Source organism: Pseudomonas sp. P8_241 (genome assembly GCF_034008315.1).
Classification (GTDB): Bacteria; Pseudomonadota; Gammaproteobacteria; order Pseudomonadales; family Pseudomonadaceae; genus Aquipseudomonas.
The window spans coordinates 2,739,272-2,755,618 of record NZ_CP125377.1; the positions used below are offsets into that span (position 1 = coordinate 2,739,272).

The 16,347-nt window shown below is 51.9% G+C and carries 13 protein-coding genes and 1 pseudogene; 11 read left to right on the forward strand and 3 right to left on the reverse strand.

The genetic code is table 11. The annotated features are described in order from the left end of the window. Positions 1–98: 98 nt before the first annotated feature. On the forward strand, positions 99–2,660 hold the full coding sequence (gene nirB, locus QMK58_RS12570; RefSeq protein ID WP_320396375.1) for a nitrite reductase large subunit NirB: 2,562 nt from the start codon (positions 99–101) through the stop codon (positions 2,658–2,660). After that, positions 2,660–3,034: a nitrite reductase small subunit NirD gene (gene nirD / locus QMK58_RS12575; protein WP_053161108.1), complete on the forward strand. Its 375-nt coding sequence runs from the start codon at positions 2,660–2,662 to the stop codon at positions 3,032–3,034. Before nirB ends, nirD begins: the two co-directional genes overlap by 1 nt. Positions 3,035–3,069: 35 nt before the next feature. On the opposite strand, the gene QMK58_RS12580 is transcribed toward nirD, so the two are convergent. Then, on the reverse strand, positions 3,070–4,029 hold the full coding sequence (locus tag QMK58_RS12580) for an HlyD family secretion protein (RefSeq protein WP_053161107.1): 960 nt from the start codon (positions 4,027–4,029) through the stop codon (positions 3,070–3,072). A 3-nt stretch (positions 4,030–4,032) separates the two neighbouring features. After that, positions 4,033–4,404 (reverse strand): DUF3302 domain-containing protein, encoded by a 372-nt coding sequence (locus tag QMK58_RS12585; RefSeq protein WP_053161105.1) that lies wholly within the window; start codon positions 4,402–4,404, stop codon positions 4,033–4,035. A gap of 155 nt (positions 4,405–4,559) precedes the next feature. On the opposite strand from QMK58_RS12585, the gene QMK58_RS12590 reads away from it, so the two are divergent. From QMK58_RS12590 to QMK58_RS12605, 4 genes are all read left to right on the forward strand, one after another. Continuing rightward, entirely contained in the window at positions 4,560–5,222 is a 663-nt protein-coding gene (locus QMK58_RS12590; protein WP_053161104.1) for a hypothetical protein, read from the forward strand. A gap of 75 nt (positions 5,223–5,297) precedes the next feature. Beyond that, positions 5,298–6,341 (forward strand): sterol desaturase family protein, encoded by a 1,044-nt coding sequence (locus QMK58_RS12595; RefSeq protein WP_320396376.1) that lies wholly within the window; start codon positions 5,298–5,300, stop codon positions 6,339–6,341. A gap of 288 nt (positions 6,342–6,629) precedes the next feature. Then, positions 6,630–7,850, forward strand: a complete 1,221-nt coding sequence (locus QMK58_RS12600; protein WP_320396377.1) for a helix-turn-helix domain-containing protein — start codon at positions 6,630–6,632, stop codon at positions 7,848–7,850. A 36-nt stretch (positions 7,851–7,886) separates the two neighbouring features. Further along, the gene (locus QMK58_RS12605) at positions 7,887–8,519 is read left to right on the forward strand and encodes a PQQ-binding-like beta-propeller repeat protein (protein ID WP_053161098.1); all 633 of its coding nucleotides are present in this window, start codon (positions 7,887–7,889) and stop codon (positions 8,517–8,519) included. A gap of 125 nt (positions 8,520–8,644) precedes the next feature. Here the strand turns inward: QMK58_RS12605 and QMK58_RS12610 are convergent. After that, positions 8,645–9,079, reverse strand: a pseudogene (locus QMK58_RS12610) (penicillin acylase family protein); the annotation flags it as partial. Positions 9,080–9,809: 730 nt separating this feature from the next. On the opposite strand from QMK58_RS12610, the gene QMK58_RS12615 reads away from it, so the two are divergent. The 5 genes from QMK58_RS12615 (at position 9,810) to QMK58_RS12635 (ending at position 16,287) form a co-directional block, all read left to right on the forward strand. Further along, positions 9,810–11,036, forward strand: a complete 1,227-nt coding sequence (locus QMK58_RS12615) for an ATP-grasp domain-containing protein (RefSeq protein WP_320396378.1) — start codon at positions 9,810–9,812, stop codon at positions 11,034–11,036. A 4-nt stretch (positions 11,037–11,040) separates the two neighbouring features. After that, on the forward strand, positions 11,041–12,582 hold the full coding sequence (locus QMK58_RS12620) for a phenylalanine aminomutase (D-beta-phenylalanine forming) (RefSeq protein ID WP_320396379.1): 1,542 nt from the start codon (positions 11,041–11,043) through the stop codon (positions 12,580–12,582). 109 nt (positions 12,583–12,691) lie between these two features. Then, positions 12,692–13,963 (forward strand): nucleotide sugar dehydrogenase, encoded by a 1,272-nt coding sequence (locus QMK58_RS12625; RefSeq protein WP_320396380.1) that lies wholly within the window; start codon positions 12,692–12,694, stop codon positions 13,961–13,963. A 13-nt stretch (positions 13,964–13,976) separates the two neighbouring features. Continuing rightward, positions 13,977–15,026 carry an SDR family oxidoreductase gene (locus QMK58_RS12630; protein WP_320396381.1) on the forward strand — a complete coding sequence of 350 codons (1,050 nt, stop codon included), beginning with the start codon at positions 13,977–13,979 and terminating at the stop codon, positions 15,024–15,026. Positions 15,027–15,114: 88 nt separating this feature from the next. Beyond that, positions 15,115–16,287: a Gfo/Idh/MocA family protein gene (locus QMK58_RS12635; RefSeq protein ID WP_320396382.1), complete on the forward strand. Its 1,173-nt coding sequence runs from the start codon at positions 15,115–15,117 to the stop codon at positions 16,285–16,287. Positions 16,288–16,347: the final 60 nt, after the last annotated feature.

Here is a 16,347-nt window from a genome sequence, read left to right on the forward strand (position 1 = left end):
CAACACCATAAAAGAACAGGCAAAGACGCCTGGAACCGCAAGGTTTCAGGCGTTTTTTTTTGCTTTTTGAACCGTGATGGATTGGCCGGGTGCTTCTTATGAATTCCAATGTTGCCACTTTGAACAAACTGCAAACGCTGGTCGTGATCGGCAATGGCATGGTCGGACATCATTGCGTCGAGCAACTGATCGAGCGCGGTGCCCTCGACCATTACCGGTTACACGTATTCAGCGAAGAGCCGATGCGCGCCTATGACCGTGTGCACCTTTCCGAGTACTTCACCGGTCGCGATGCCGAGTCATTGGCGCTGGGTGAGGCGGCGCTGTACCAGACGTCTGGCATCACGCTGCACCTGGGTGTGCCGGTGCTGGAGATCGACCGTGAACGCCGCGAAGTCATCACCGCCCAAGGCAGTGTCGCTTACGACAAACTGGTGCTGGCCACCGGGTCCTATCCGTTTGTGCCACCGATTGAAGGCGCCAAGGGTGACTCGCGGCTGGTGTATCGCACCCTCGAAGACCTCGACGCGATTCGTGCGGCGGCTACCAATGCCCGGCGCGGTGTGGTGGTCGGCGGCGGGTTGCTCGGCCTGGAAGCGGCCAACGCCCTGAAAAGCCTCGGGCTGGAAGCGCATGTGGTGGAATTTGCCCCGCGCCTGATGCCGGTACAACTGGACGAATACGGCGGTCGTGCGCTCAAGGCGCAAATCGAGCGACTCGGCGTCGGCGTGCATCTGGCACGCGGCACGCAGTCGATCAGCGCGGGTGAGCAGTATCGCTACCGGATGAATTTCGGCAATGACGAATTTCTTGAAGCCGACCTGATCGTGTTCTCTGCCGGGATCCGTGCGCAGGATGCGCTGGGCCGTCAATGTGCACTGGAAATCGGCCCGCGTGGCGGTGTGGTCATCGACGATAACTGCGTGAGCAGCGACCCCGACATCTACGCCATCGGCGAATGCGCTTCGTGGAATGGCAGCCTGTTCGGTCTGGTCGCGCCGGGATACCAGATGGCCCGCAGCGTTGCGACGCGCCTGTGCCAGCAGGACGCCGAGCCGTTCACTGGCGCCGACATGTCGACCAAGCTGAAACTGCTCGGTGTCGATGTCGGTTCCATCGGCGACGCCCATGGCAATACACCAGGTGCCCGCAGCTATCAGTTCATCGATGAAGCCACGGCGAGCTACCGGCGCCTGGTGGTCGACGAATCGGGCAAACGCGTGCTCGGTGCTGTGCTGGTCGGCGACAACAGTTACTACGATACCTTGCTGCAATACATGCAGAACGCCATTGCCTTGCCGGCAGAACCGGCCAGCCTGATTTTGCCGTCGTCGACCGGCGCACCGACCCTGGGCCCCGGCGCACTGCCGGAATCGGCCACGGTGTGCTCGTGCCACAACGTCACCAAGGGCGCGATTTGCTCGGCCATCGACGGCGGTTGCAGCGACCTTGGCTTGCTCAAATCGCAAACCAAGGCCTGTACCGGTTGCGGCGGTTGCGCCGGATTGCTCAAGCAAGTGTTCGAGCACGAGTTGATTGCCCGTGGTGTCAGCGTCGATAAAAGCCTGTGCGAGCACTTTGCCTACACCCGTCAGGAACTCTATGCACTGGTGCGCGTGGAAGGGGTCATCACCTTCGAAGAACTGCTGGCCAAACACGGTCGCGGCCATACCGGTTGCGATGTGTGCAAACCGGCGGTGGGCTCGATTCTCGCCTCGTGCTGGAACCAGCCGATCATGGACGCCTCGCTGGTGCCGTTACAGGACACCAACGATACGTTCATGGCCAACATGCAGAAAAATGGCACCTACTCGGTAGTACCGCGGATTCCGGGAGGCGAGATCACCGCTGACAAACTGATCGCCATCGGTGTGGTGGCGAAAAAGTACGACCTCTACACCAAGATCACCGGGGGCCAGCGCATCGATCTCTTTGGTGCCCAATTGCATCAGTTGCCGGAGATCTGGGGCGAGTTGATTGAGGCCGGTTTTGAAACCGGCCACGCCTACGGCAAATCGACCCGCACCGTTAAGTCTTGCGTGGGCAGCACCTGGTGCCGTTACGGCGTGCAGGACAGTGTGCAAATGGCCCTGACCATCGAGGACCGCTACAAGGGGTTGCGCTCGCCGCACAAGCTCAAGTTCGCCGTGTCCGGTTGCACCCGCGAGTGCGCCGAGGCGCAAAGCAAGGACGTGGGTGTGATCGCCACCGAGAAAGGCTGGAACCTCTACATCGCCGGCAACGGCGGCATGCGTCCGCGTCACGCCGAACTGTTCGCCACCGACCTGGATGATCAAACCCTGATCCGCTACATCGACCGCTTCCTGATGTTCTACATCCGCACCGCCGACAAATTGCAGCGCACTTCGGTCTGGCGCGAAAGCCTGGAAGGGGGCCTGGACTACCTCAAGGACGTGATCATCGACGACAGCCTGGGGCTCGGTGCCGAACTCGAATCGCAGATGCAACTGGTGGTCGATCGCTATGAATGCGAGTGGGCCAATGCCCTCAAAGACCCGGAAAAACTCAAGCGCTTCCGTACCTTCGTCAATGACAAGCGCCCGGACCCGGACATCCATTTCGTCCAGGAGCGCGGTCAGCGTCGTCCGATCATGGCCGCCGAACTCAACCTTATCCCTGTCACCGAGGAGATTGCCTGATGAGCCTTTTCAATACGCAACGCGCCGGGTCCAATCGTTCTTTGGCCTGGCAATCGGTATGCAACGAGCACGATCTGGTGAACAACTCCGGCGTCGTGGTGTGGCATGACGGCGTGCAGGTGGCGCTGTTCTACCTGCCATCGGTCGAAGGCCAGACGCTCTACGCCATCGACAACCACGACCCCAAATCCGGGGCGAATGTGATTGGTCGTGGCCTGGTCGGCAGTATCAAAGGGGATCTGGTGGTCGCTGCACCGATCTACAAACAGCACTTTCGCCTGGAAGACGGTTGCTGCCTGGAAGACCCGCAACAGCAGTTGCGGGTCTGGCCGGTGCGGCTCAATGAGGGCGTGGTGGAGATTGGCGTAGCCTGACGACCGGGTCGTCAGGCTACGTCATGCCCCGTGGATCAATGGAACGGGAAGATGTAGTTCATCCACGCTGCCATGCGCAAAAGGATCTTGCGCATCATGGCGATATGGTGGAAATGCTGGCTGTAGATAGCGGCCTGTCCGTAAGCGCCACCTGGCATCTGTTGGGCGTACTGGGCGTAATCGGGGTCGGTGATTTCAATGATCACCGGCACGCGGCCCGCCGGTGGTGAACCGGTGAAGCCGATGAGCGTGCCGGAAGGCTGGACCTGGCCCTCGGCGATCACGGAAATGACACTTTTGACCCTGCCTTCGAAGACCTTTCCGGGAATGCCGTCGAACGCGACTTCGGCTTCGTCGCCTTCGGTCAGGCGCAGCAGGCTGTTCTGGCGCATCCAGGCCGAAAAGTAATGCCCCTCGTCTGGAATGAACACCATCGATGGGCGCAATGGCAATCGGGTCGCCATCATGCCGGGACGCAACGAAACGTGGGTGACGAAACCTTTGCTCGGCGCACGGACCGTGGTGTTCTCCAGTTCGTACTGTGCATTGTCCAGCTGTGCCTTCAGGTCATCGCTGCGAGCGACGACGGTATCGAGTTCCCGTTGGGTGGCGAAATTACGTTTGATCAACTCTGTAATCCGCGCCCGGTCGTTCTGCGCGGCGATCAGTTGCGCCTTGAGGGATTTGACCCGGTATTCAAACGGGGCAGGGTCGAGGCGAAACAGAATATCGCCTTTTTCCAGCGGCTCGTTGGTCTTGACCGGCACGTCGATCACCTGGCCGCTGACTACGGGGATCACCGGCACCGAGACGAAGTAGGAACGGGCCACCTCTGAGTAGGGGTGGTTGTAGTTCATCGTGAAGATCAGCGCACCGATGATGATGATCCCGCCGAGGACCGCTGTGGGCACCGTCCATTTGTTCAACGGAATGTGGAAGATTTTGAAGATCGCAACGCAGAGGGCTGCATACGTCAGGATAAGTAAGAGATCCATGGCTTAGATGCCCTCGCCTTGATTGTCCGTCGGCAATGCCGAGTGCGTCGTGCCTGTCGCCGCTTCAAGGCGCTGGACGCGACCTTGCAGTTCCGCGACCTGTTGTTCCAGGTGGATCACATGACTTTTCGGTGTGCCACCGTCACCGAATCCCCAGCCCCGGTCCTCGCGATACGCCATCGCCCAGATCCACAGAAACGGCCACAGCGCGTGCAAGGTAAACAAGCTGACCCAGCCGGTGGCGTGGATCGCGTCTTGATGAGGGTGATTACGGTGTACGGCGATTTCGTAGGGAATGTCGTGCAACACGATGATTCCGTAGAACAGAACGAGCCCGACAAAAATCAACAGACCCAGCGCAAAATAATCCAGCATGAATTGGCCCCCTTTGAATCAGCTGACGTGCTCGGCTGAGTGTAGCCGCTCAAACTACACTTGAGCGGGCCGGGACAATACACGCCGCTAATGGGGCCTGCAACGGATAAAAACTGCGAGAAAAGAGCTGTAAACACACCTTCGGGGGGTAACGCATGCAGACAGATTCACAACAAAAAAGGCCGCGGGTGCTGGATCCCGTCGAGCGCATTACCGAGGTGATTTTTGGCCTGCTGATGGCCATGACCTTCACTGGGACCATCAGTGTGGCGACGTCTGACCAGGCAGCGGAACGCACGATGATGATTGCCGCACTGGGTTGCAACCTGGCCTGGGGGCTGGCGGATGCGGTGATGTATTTGCTGCGTGCATTGGTTGAGCGCACACGCAAGGTCAAGTTGTACGCGAGCTTGCGCGACGGTGTTGATCCCGCGGGCGGTCAGGCATTGATTGCGCAGGTATTGCCCTTGCACCTTGCCGGGGTGGCGGGTACCGAAGGTCTTGAATTTCTGCGCTGCCGCCTGCTTGAACAGCCCTCGCTGCCCGTGCAGGCCAGGCTCGGTTGGGATGATTTCAAAGGGGCGCTCGGGGTGTTTCTGCTGGTCGCGGCCTCGACGTTTCCTCTGGTCGTGCCATTCATTCTCCTTGACGAGACAGGCCTGGCCATTCGCCTGTCCAACCTGATCGGCCTCGTGGTGCTGTTCATTGCCGGCTGGATGCTGGCCAAATATGCCGGTGCAAAACCCTGGCAGGGCGCGGCGGTCATGGCGGTAACGGGCGGCGTGCTGATCGTCGCGATTATTGCGCTTGGGGGTTGAATAGCGGAATCAAGTCGTTCACCGGGTACTCATTCTCATTTACACTGCCCTGTCATTTACACAGGGCAGCCTGGTATGGATGTTCTCGCCTTACTACATCATTACCTGGTCGAGCCGGTCAGCCGGCAGTTCCTGGGGCTGTTCGACCTGAACGGTCGCCTGTGCCTGGTATTTCTGTTGTCGTCGTACAGCGTCGCCTATTGCCTGTTTCGCTTCAGAAAGTCGCGTGGTTTGACCGACGCGCTCTCATTCTGGCGGTTCATTGGCGGCGGCCGGGTCTATCTGCATCGTTCGGCGTTGCTGGATTATCGCTATTACTTTGTCCTCGCCATCCTGAAGGTTGCGCTGGTGCTGCCCATTGTTGGCCTGGTCGATCCGTATGTCTTGCGTTCAGCTGACTACAGCGCTTTTTTCACTAACCTGTGGGGCGCGCGTTCGCAAGTGGGGGACAACCTGACGCTGTCGCTGCTCTATGGCCTCGGCGTGTTCCTGGTCAAGGATTTCACTCATTACTGGGGCCATCGCGCCTTTCATTCCCGTTACTTGTGGGCATTTCACAAAGTCCATCATTCAGCGCCGGTGCTGGTGCCGGCCACCGCCAGCCGAACGCATTTTCTCGAAGAAGTGGTGGAAAAACTCAGCGATACGATCTGCGTTGGCGCCTACGCCGGCCTGTTCTGGTACGCCTGTGGTGGGGAGGTCAGCCGCTATACGTTGTTTGGTGTGACGTACATGGTGTTCATCTTCAACGGATTGGCGGCCAACCTGCGCCACAGCCATGTCTGGTTTTCGTTTGGCCCGCTGATCGAACGTGTCGTGAGCAGCCCTGCGCAGCACCAGATCCATCACAGCGATGCGCCGCGACACTACAACAAGAATTTCGGCATCAACCTGTCGCTCTGGGACTGGATGTTCGGCACGCTCTACGTCACGCAATCGACGCCGGAGACCCTTCGCTTCGGCACGGGCGATCAGGATGACGAACGATACCTGACGGTTCGCGATCTGATCTTCACGCCCTTTGTCGACACCCTGCGCAAAATCCTGCCGGTTCAGCACCCGGATAATCTCCCTAAAACTGATCTGATCCGTATTTTCCTGCGCAAACTGCGTCTGTAACGCAAGCAGTCATCGGCCGACAATGAACCCCATTCTTCAGAGGGGAGGCCCTATGGGCAAGATGACTATTTTTCTCGGCGGTTTTCTGCTGTTGACCATTTTCATCGGGATGCTGGCGACGATTCCTCCGGCGTGAGAAAGCAACTGACTGCCAAACGGATTGGCACAACTCGAACCCCCACATGCGCTCAGGTGTCTCTTAATCGTTGTACGCGCTTGGTAAACAGCCGTGATTTAGACTAAACCGGTGTATCCAGGTGCGGGAGTGACAAGCGTGGCGGGATTTCGATGGACTCGATGATCACGGCAGCAGCGCTGGCGTTGGCGGCGGGTGATCCGCTCGGCGCGCTGGACCGCGTTGCTTTGCGCAATGACGCTCCGGCGCTGGCCTTGCGCGGTATTGCCATGGCGCAACTGGGGGATCTGGAGCGGGCCAGGGCACTGGTGAAAAGTGCGCACCGGGCCTTCGCCCCGAAGGAGGTGTTGTCCCGCGCGCGGTGCGTGGTGGCCGAGGCCGAAATCGCCTTGGCTTCGCGGGAACTCGGCTGGCCGGTCAAGGTGCTGGAAGCGGCGCGGCTGACGCTTGAGTCCCATGGTGACCGGGTCAACGCGGCCCATGCGCGGTATCTGCAAATCCGTCGTTTATTGCTGATCGGTCGGCTCGACGAGGCGCAGCAAACACTCGCTGAACTTGACCCCGGTCCTTTGCCGCCGGCCTTGAGAGCGGCCCATGAACTGGTGGTCGCGGGGATCGCGATTCGTCGCCTGCAGTCCAAAGCTGCACAGGATGCGCTGACCCGAGCCCGGCATGCGGCTGAACTGGCTTGCATTCCTGCGCTGATGGCCGAGGTCGAGTCCGCGGCACGTTTGCTCGATACCCCGGCGGCGCGACTGATCGTCAGAGGCAAAGAACGGCCGCTGTTGCTGGAGGAGGTCGAAGCTTTGCTCGGTTCAACGGCTCTGGTGGTAGATGCGTGCCGATACGGCGTGCGCGGCTGTGGCATGTCGGTCTCCCTCGCCACGCGTCCGGTGCTGTTTACCCTCGCCAGGACGCTGGCCGAAGCGTGGCCCGGCGATGTCTCAAGAGAGACACTCATCGCACGGGCGTTCCGTTTGAAACTCTCCGATGAGTCCCATCGTGCGCGGCTGCGGGTTGAGATCGGCAGGCTGCGCAAAGCGCTTAAGCCCCTGGTAGAAGTGACCGCCACCCCACGAGGATTTGTCCTGCAATCACGGGCATGTCCGGAGGTGGTGGTGCTGGCCCAACCCGTCGAGGAAAAGTTTGCGGCGGTGCTTGCCAGCCTTGCCGACGGTGAGCCGTGGTCGAGTTCCGCGCTGGCGTTGGCCTTGGGCGGCAGCCAGCGCACGGTGCAGCGGGCGCTGGATACGTTGGCGCAACAAGGCAAGGTGCAATCGCTGGGGCGTGGCCGAGCACGGCGCTGGATGACGCCGCCCGTGCCCGGTTTCGCGACGACCTTGTTACTCCCGGTTCCGCTGCCCGGTGGCTAGGATCGATGCCACAACCCCTTGTTGAGGAATGCCAGGATGAAACACGCAACTGCTGAAATCATTCGTGAATATGGCCCGTTTGCCGATGTCGACCATGTGTGTGGTGTCACATGGGATGGCGAGAAGGTGTGGTTTGCCTGCAATAGCAAAATCAACGCGCTGGACCCGGACAGCGGCAAGGTGCTGCGCTCGATTGACGTTGGCGCCCATGCGGGCACTGCCTTTGATGGCGAGCACCTGTTCCAGATCGCCGAAGATCGTATCCACAAAATCGATCCCCGGACCGGACATATCCTTTCGACCATTCCCGCCCCCGGTGGTGGCAGCGATTCGGGGCTGACCTGGGCCGAAGGCTCGCTGTGGGTGGGGCAATATCAGGAACGCAAGATTCACCAGATCGACCCCGGAAACGGCAAGATCCTGCGCACCATTGAATCCAACCGCTTTGTCACCGGTGTCACCTTCGTCGAGGGGGCTCTGTGGCACGGCACATGGGAAGGCGACGAGAGCGAACTGCGCCGCGTCGACGCGAAAACCGGCGAGGTCCTTGAAAGCCTCAAGATGCCGGAAGGAGTCGGGGTTTCTGGGCTGGAATTCGATGGTGGCGAGCGGTTTTTCTGCGGTGGCGGCGGCAGCGGGAAGGTGAGGGTGGTGCGCCGCCCTTCGTGAATCACAGGCACCAAACCTTTTGTAGGAGCAAGCTTGCTCGCGATTGCAATGTGACAGGCAACATCGATGTTGGCTGAACTGACGCTATCGCGAGCAGGCTCGCTTGTATGTTTAGACTTGAAGGGGTGGGTGTCCTGATACTGGTTGATGCCATCCAGATAGGCTTGCATGGCGATAAAGGCCGGCGACTGTTTGTCCATGTTCGCCAGGTAGGTGTCGGCGCGTTCGCGAATGCGCAGGCTGCGCATCAGCTTGTCGGTGTCGAGCAGTTTCGGGCCCAGTACCTCGGCCAGCTCGCCGCGGGCGAGGCGACGCAGGACTTCCATCTGAAACAGCCGGTCCTGGGCGTGCACGTACCCGAGGGCGCGGTACAGGTCGGTTTCGTTCTCGGCGCGGATGTGCGGGATGCCGCGCTCGTCGTAGCGCACGGTGACCGAACCTTGCAGGTGTTGCAGTTCCACCATGCCCTGGCGTGTCGGCTGCTTGCTGAAAACGTACCAGCCTGCAGCTGCGGCGAGCGCGGCAACCAGCAGGGCGAGAACGGTCAGGCTACGTTTCATGGTGGTTCCTTGTTGTTATGAGTGGCAGTAGTTCCCTGGTGCCACTGTTTAACACGGCTCACCGAATTGGCCCATCGCCCGTAGGACGGATTCGTATTTCAACGTCTTTGCTACTTCGTGGGGTCGACTGGCCAAGGTCGGTATCCCCCACCGCGAGTGTGTGCGTGGGAATCACAAGAAAGTGCCACTGAATCTACGAACTCAATCTTCTAGTGTTCGTTGTCGTGTCTGGGTTAAACAGTATTGCGTATGAGTTGTTTGAAGTAGTGCCTCTAATATGGGTAATCCCCTGCGCATAATTAGTACGTCTCCTACGCAAAGGCTGGTTGCTGGTTCGTACTGTGAAGCATATAAAGTAGTTGACTTAAAGTGTGCGGATAAATGCGAAAGTTGTAGGCGAAAGAATATGATTTATAGCGTTGAGGCTGCTGATCTAGGAGTAGTTAAGCAACAGCACATTCATAGATGAGTAGCGGATCAATGTGGTTGAGATGATGTATTTATAGGAAACTTCCTTCGTTAGTTAGCGAATTGTACTACAAAAATAGCATTGCGAATTATTTCTAGTCTGACTATAAATAACACAAGTGATTTGGGCGGTGTGATGATCTGTCCATCTTTGAGTTCTTGGTAATCGTGATTCTCGGTCTGAGCGCTGGTTGTTTTTAGCGCAACTTAATAAAAATAATCATCGTTTAAGTACGGTGAGCTTTTAAGGCGGTAGTTTCCGATGAAGACTATTTTACTATGTGGTAATGGTTTGAGTGGAGAGGTAATTCCTACAATTAAAACGTGGGGCTATAAAGTTGCTTTGATATCGGAATTCCCACTAGATGTAGGCACGTCGGAAGCAGATATTTTTGTTGAAGCAAACTCGAAGGATCCGGAAGCGGCGTTGGGAGCAGCTAAAAGCCTGGTGGAGTCGGGCGTTGAGATCAATGGTGTAATCAGTCTTTGTTGGGATACCGCTATATCGGTCGCTACCATTGCCGCTGAATTAGATTTGTACTCGGTTTCGATAGCTTCAGCTATGAAAGCGACACATAAAGATCTGAGGTCCGATGCCTTTCGAAAGCATGGTGTCCCCTCACCAAAATATGCTGTTGTAAATTCGTATGAACAGTTACTTCAGCGCATACAAGAGTTTGAATTTCCGGTTATTTTAAAGCCGATTGATCAGTCATCATCCAAGGGTGTAATCAGAGTTGACTCTATAGGGAGTTTAGGTTTTGCATACGCGCACTGTAAAAGTTTTTCCGACAAAAAAGATATAATGTTGAATGAGTATCTGATCGGAACTGAACACAGTGTTGAAGGACTGATGGTAGATGGTGATTTTTACCTTACCGCTATATCGGATAGAGTTTTCCATTACGAAAAGTACCATCCTTTTTTTGTAGAGGTAGGTGATGTAATGCCTACATTTCTCCCCGAAAAGGTAAAAAATGAATTATATGAAGTTACGCGTGATGCCGCGCTCTCGCTAGGATTAACCAGAGGAGTAGTTAAAGGAGATCTTGTTTATTCAGCAAGAAAAGGAGTTAACGTACTTGAGGTTGCCGCACGACTAGGTGGACCACGTTTTGGTACGGAGATGGTTCCGTTAAGCAATGGAACAACCATACTAAAAGCGGCAATACAGCAAGCAGTGGGTGACGAAATCAATATGGATTTGTTGCTTCCAAAATTCTCTAAGGGGATGGTAAATAGATCAATTGCTCTGGATCCAGGCGTTATACAAAGTATTTCAGATGTAGATTCACTAAAAAAATGTGAGGGGTATTATTCTTTCAAATGGTGGGGGAGCGAACTTAAAGTCGGTGACGAAATTCCGCCGATTCAATATGGATGCGGAGGTGTGGCATATATAATTGCCGTTGGATCAACAAGAGCTAAGGCTATCGAAAACGCGGATAGGATAGAGCGGAGAATAAAAATTAATACAAGCCAGAGGTGACGTCATGTATATATTTGAAACAGGTGAAACTCTTTCTCCTGAACGACTCGCAGAGATAGCGACGAGTGATACCAAAATCAGCCTAAGCGATGAGACCCGGCGCAGGGTCGATTTGTCCCGACGACAACTAGACAAGTTTGTCTCTGAGGGTCGTATTATATATGGTGTAAATACAAGCATGGGTGGCTTTGTTAATTGGCATGTGCCAATAGAAAAAGCGAATATGCTCCAAATGAATCTTATAAGGTCTGTTGCAACAAATGTAGGTAGCTATTTAAGTGACGTGGATACTAAAGCGATAATGCTTTCGCGAATAAATTCACTGTGCCGAGGGAACTCGGCTATTTCTTTAGAGGTATTAGATGTATTAGTAGCTTTGTATAATAGCGGGATTATTCCATGTATTCCGGAAAAAGGGTCTTTAGGGACAAGCGGGGATCTAGGACCCCTTGCATGTATTGCGCTTGTATGCACGGGCGAATGGAAAGTCAGGTACAAGGGGAAGTTACTCCCGGCGCAAGACGCGCTTATTCTCGCGGGAATAGAAAAAGCTCGTTTAAGCTACAAGGAAGGTTTAGCACTCATAAATGGAACCTCGGCGATGACGGGTGTCGCCTGTTGTTTGATCCGAGAAGTTCAAGAATTGTTGGAGCAATATTGTCTAATAAGTTCTCTAAGTTTTGAAGGGCTACATGCGATAAAAAAACCATTTGATCCAGAAGTCCATAAATTGAAACCTCATCTAGGACAGTTAAAAGTAGCACAGAAAATTTTTGATTATCTTGAATCATCAAGGATGATCAAACAGGAGGCAGAAGCTCAGCAGGAAATTCAGTTAGAACAAGACGGTTCGGTAAAGCCATCTAATAGTCAAATAGAGGATGCTTATTCGATAAGATGCACTCCACAAATTCTCGGTCCGGTTGTAGATGGGTTAGAGTATGTTCGGAGCATTGTGCAGAATGAATTGAATTCCTCAAACGACAACCCACTTATTGTGCCTGACTCTAATGAGATCTTTCATAATGGTCATTTTCATGGGCAATATGTCGCGATGGCCATGGATATTTTATCGATTGGGCTCACTACATTATCAAATCTTTCTAATCGACGCGTAGATAGGTTCCTCGATAAAAGTAATAGCAATGGGCTTCCGCCGTTCCTTTGTAGTAAAGACCCTGGGTTGAGATTAGGTCTAATGGGGGGACAATTCATGACTGCCTCATTGACGGCGGAGAATAGATCACTTTGTACTCCTTTATCTATCCAATCACTTTCGACGACTGCAGATTTTCAAGATATCGTCTCATTTGGGTTAGTGGCAGCAAGGCGAGCTCGAGAAATTTTCGAAAATACTAAATTTATTATTTCTTTCGAGCTGATATGCGCTTGCCAAGCGGCGGAAATACGAGGCGTAGATGGTTTGTCAGATTCAACAACCGTTCTATTCAATAAAGTCAGGGAGATTGTCCCGTTTCTAGATAGGGATTCTATACTCACGGAGTATTTAGAAGATTTGACAAGGGAAGTTGTTGGCCGACATTGAGTTAAGATAAAACAGCGCATTGGTTTGACTAGACTGTTTTGCCATCATCGTTACTATTTTTATGCTGGTTCGCTAATCCAAACTACTTTGAGAAATCTCTGGAGAGTGTATGGATATTAATCAATGCCGTATCGCTGTTATTGGGCTAGGGTACGTAGGACTTCCTCTTGCTGTTGAGTTTGGGCGTTTTTATCCTACTCTTGGATTTGATATTAATGAGAAAAGAATAGACCAGCTTGGAAGCGGCACAGATGTCAGCTACGAGGTTGGTGACGAAGCAATAGCGAGGTCTTCTAAGTTAAAGCTATCTGCAAATCCAGATGATCTAGCACTCTGTAATGTATATATCGTAGCGGTTCCCACTCCTGCTGAAGATAGTAGGCCAAACCTTAATCCTTTGATATTTGCCTGTGAACTGCTCGGGAAAGTGCTAAAAAAGGATGATGTAATTATATTTGAATCAACAGTCTATCCTGGTGCAACCGAAGAAAAGTGTGTGCCCTGCATTGAAGAGGTTTCAGGTCTAAAGTTTAATTTAGACTTTTTTGTAGGATACAGTCCAGAGCGAATTAATCCAGGCGATAAAAAACGCGGTCTTACTCAAGTTGTCAAATTAGTATCAGGCTCGACCGTCGAAACTGAGCAGTTTGTTCGAGAACTTTACTCAAGTATTATAAAAGCCGGAGTCCATGTTGTAAGCAGTATAAAAATAGCAGAAGCAGCGAAACTTATTGAAAACGTCCAGCGGGATGTGAATATTGCTTTAATAAACGAGTTCAGCATGATCTTTAATAGGTTGGGAATTGACACTGAAGAGGTGTTGACAGCGGCCGAAACCAAATGGAACTTTCTATCTTTTAGGCCTGGATTGGTTGGTGGACATTGCATCGGTGTGGACTCGTATTATCTTGCATATAAAGCCGAAGAAATTGGCCATCATGCTGTCATGACACTTTCGGGGAGGCGAATCAATGAAGGTATGGCAGAACACATCGTCGTTGAGCTGATAAAAAAAATGGTTCAGCGGTGTTTTCCAATACATGGAGCTAGAGTTCTATTACTCGGTTGTACGTTTAAAGAAAATTGTACTGATCTGCGTAATACCAAGATAGTCGATATAGCCCGCAAACTAATTGATTATAACGTGCAGGTTGATATATATGACCCCTTTGCTAACAAAGATGACGTGCTTGATATGTATGATCTTAATACGATTTTATCTCCAGCGTTAGCAGCGTATGACGCTGTAGTACTGGCAGTCGCTCACGATGAGTTTCGATCGTTTGATGAAGAAATCATCCGTTCTTGGGGGAAAGCACAATGCCTAATCTACGATTTGAAATATATTTTGCCTAAGGCCTCTAGCGACTTGCGTCTCTAATGTTGGAGTTTATATGAGCAGTCTGATTGAAAACCTTGAAGTGTCATTGAGAAATACAAAGCAAAAATGGTTGATCACTGGTGTCGCAGGATTTATTGGTTCGAATTTACTTGAATATTTACTTTCCGCAGACCAGGACGTAGTGGGGTTGGATAATTTTGCGACTGGACAACAAAGTAACCTTCAGGAAGTAAAATCTAAGGTTAGTAAGCACCAGTGGGACAGATTTGAATTCATAGAGGGGGATATTAGGAGCCTAGAAGACTGTAGGAAGAGTCTCATTGGGGTCGACCATGTCTTGCATCATGCGGCTTTGGGGTCAATCCCACGATCTTTGAAAGATCCTTTGGAAACTAATGAAGTTAACATAAGCGGATTTTTAAATATGTTGTTGTCTTCAAGGAATATAGGGCTCAAGAGCTTTGTATATGCATCTTCCAGTTCAGTATATGGAAACGTAGAGGGTGCGCAAATGCATGAGGAACAAACGGGCAAACAGTTGTCGCCTTACGCTGTGACGAAAAGAGCGAATGAATTGTATGCGGATGTTTTCTCTTCATCCTGCGATTATAAAATTATTGGGTTGCGGTATTTTAATGTTTTTGGTCCCCGGCAAAATGCAGTAAGTGAATATTCGGCGGTCATCCCGCGGTGGATTGAGTCGATGCTTCGCAATAAACCTGTCGTGATAAATGGGGGTGGAGACACGAGCCGAGATTTCTGTTTTGTGGGAAATGTGGTCCAGGCCAATATCCTTGCTTCCCTAGCTAATGAAAAAAGCACAAGCAATATCTTCAATGTCGCACTGAATTCTCAAACATCTTTGAGCGAACTCTACTGTTTGATAAAAAGTCAGCTCGAAAACTTGGGTTTGCAATATGAGTTAACTCCAGTTAAGGCCCCATATAGGGAAGGCGACATTCGACATTCATTAGCAGATATAGATCGGATCAAAGAGGAACTAAAGTATGAACCAAGCATGACTGTCGCGACAGGCTTGAGGGAAACTGTGAATTGGTACGTTGAACATTACCAAAAATCAAAAGCGCGCGAGTGCAACTAAGGTTGTATTTATGTGTATTTTGCGTGTTGTGATGAAGTTATTTGTTGCTGGGGCTAATGATGAATAAGTAAAGCGGGGTGGAGTGATGGTGAGTATTAAAACTGTGGTAATTGGGGTAGGTAGATCTGGTTCGCGTTTCTTACGAGCTGCCCAATATATTGATCCGTCAATCGGTAAAATAGAAATAGTAGGTGTGGCGGACATAGATCCCGAAAAGCTAAATGCTTTAGCCGAAATAGATATACCCCTAGAGTTAGACTTCAAAAAGATCCTAATAGATGTTCCGTGTGAGCTAATTATAATTGCTACCACTGACAGTTCACATTATGAAATATTGAGATTCATTAAAGAGCAATCAATTGGGTATAAAAAAATAATTTGCGAAAAACCCATTGTTACTAGTGAGGAAAATTGTCAATTTGTACGTTCAGCATTCGATGATGATCGGATCTTTGTGAGTTTTGTCGAACGGTACAGTTCAGCTGTTTCAGCATTGAAAAATTATATTGAAATCAATAGGCGAAGTGTATCCAGTGCTAATTTCGTTTGGTCAAAGTATCGAATAAAAGATTCACGACCCACTGTGGGAGTAATTTCGGAAATCACTCATCCAGTAGATTTGGCCTGCTATTTAGGTGCTGTAAAAGATGATAATGATTTCCAGCTTCACTTTTCCTGCATTTTAGAAAGCGATTACGTACGAGGAGGGGCATTTCGACCTGACACGATGACGGCTTGTGCTGAGTTTGAGGGAGGTATGTTACTTAGTGGTACTAGTAGTTATGTTCACAGTCAACGTAGTAGAACGATGGAGTTTCTACTTGCTGACGAATTATCGAAGGTTGTTGAGGTTGCGGTCCTTCACCTAGATAATAAGGGTGGGACGAGGCCAGTATGGGGAATTTTTAGAATTGATGGGGATGCTATCTCACCGAGCCTTGAGACTTCATGTGTTACTCAGTCTCAACAGTTTGGTTCGCGCCGGCACATTGAAAAAATCTGTTTATTTCTGGAGGACGTTATTAGTGATATCGGTGGCGGAGGCTCAAAGGCTCTACCAACTAAGGCTCAAGCCCTTTTGGTACAAAAAATCGTAAATGAGTTTGAGAAGGAGGGAAATGAGGAAATCAGGCGACGAGGATTTTCTGAGGGTCGTTATGCCTCAGACGAAAAGGAAATACAGCAATTGTATGAGTTGGCTAAGTTAATGAAATTTGGTGTTTCGAAGGAGTTGCCTTATGACTGGAGTAGTCGATATTGATTTGTATAAAAAGACGCTACTAGAAGGGCGTCGCATAGGGAAACCTGGAACCATAAACAA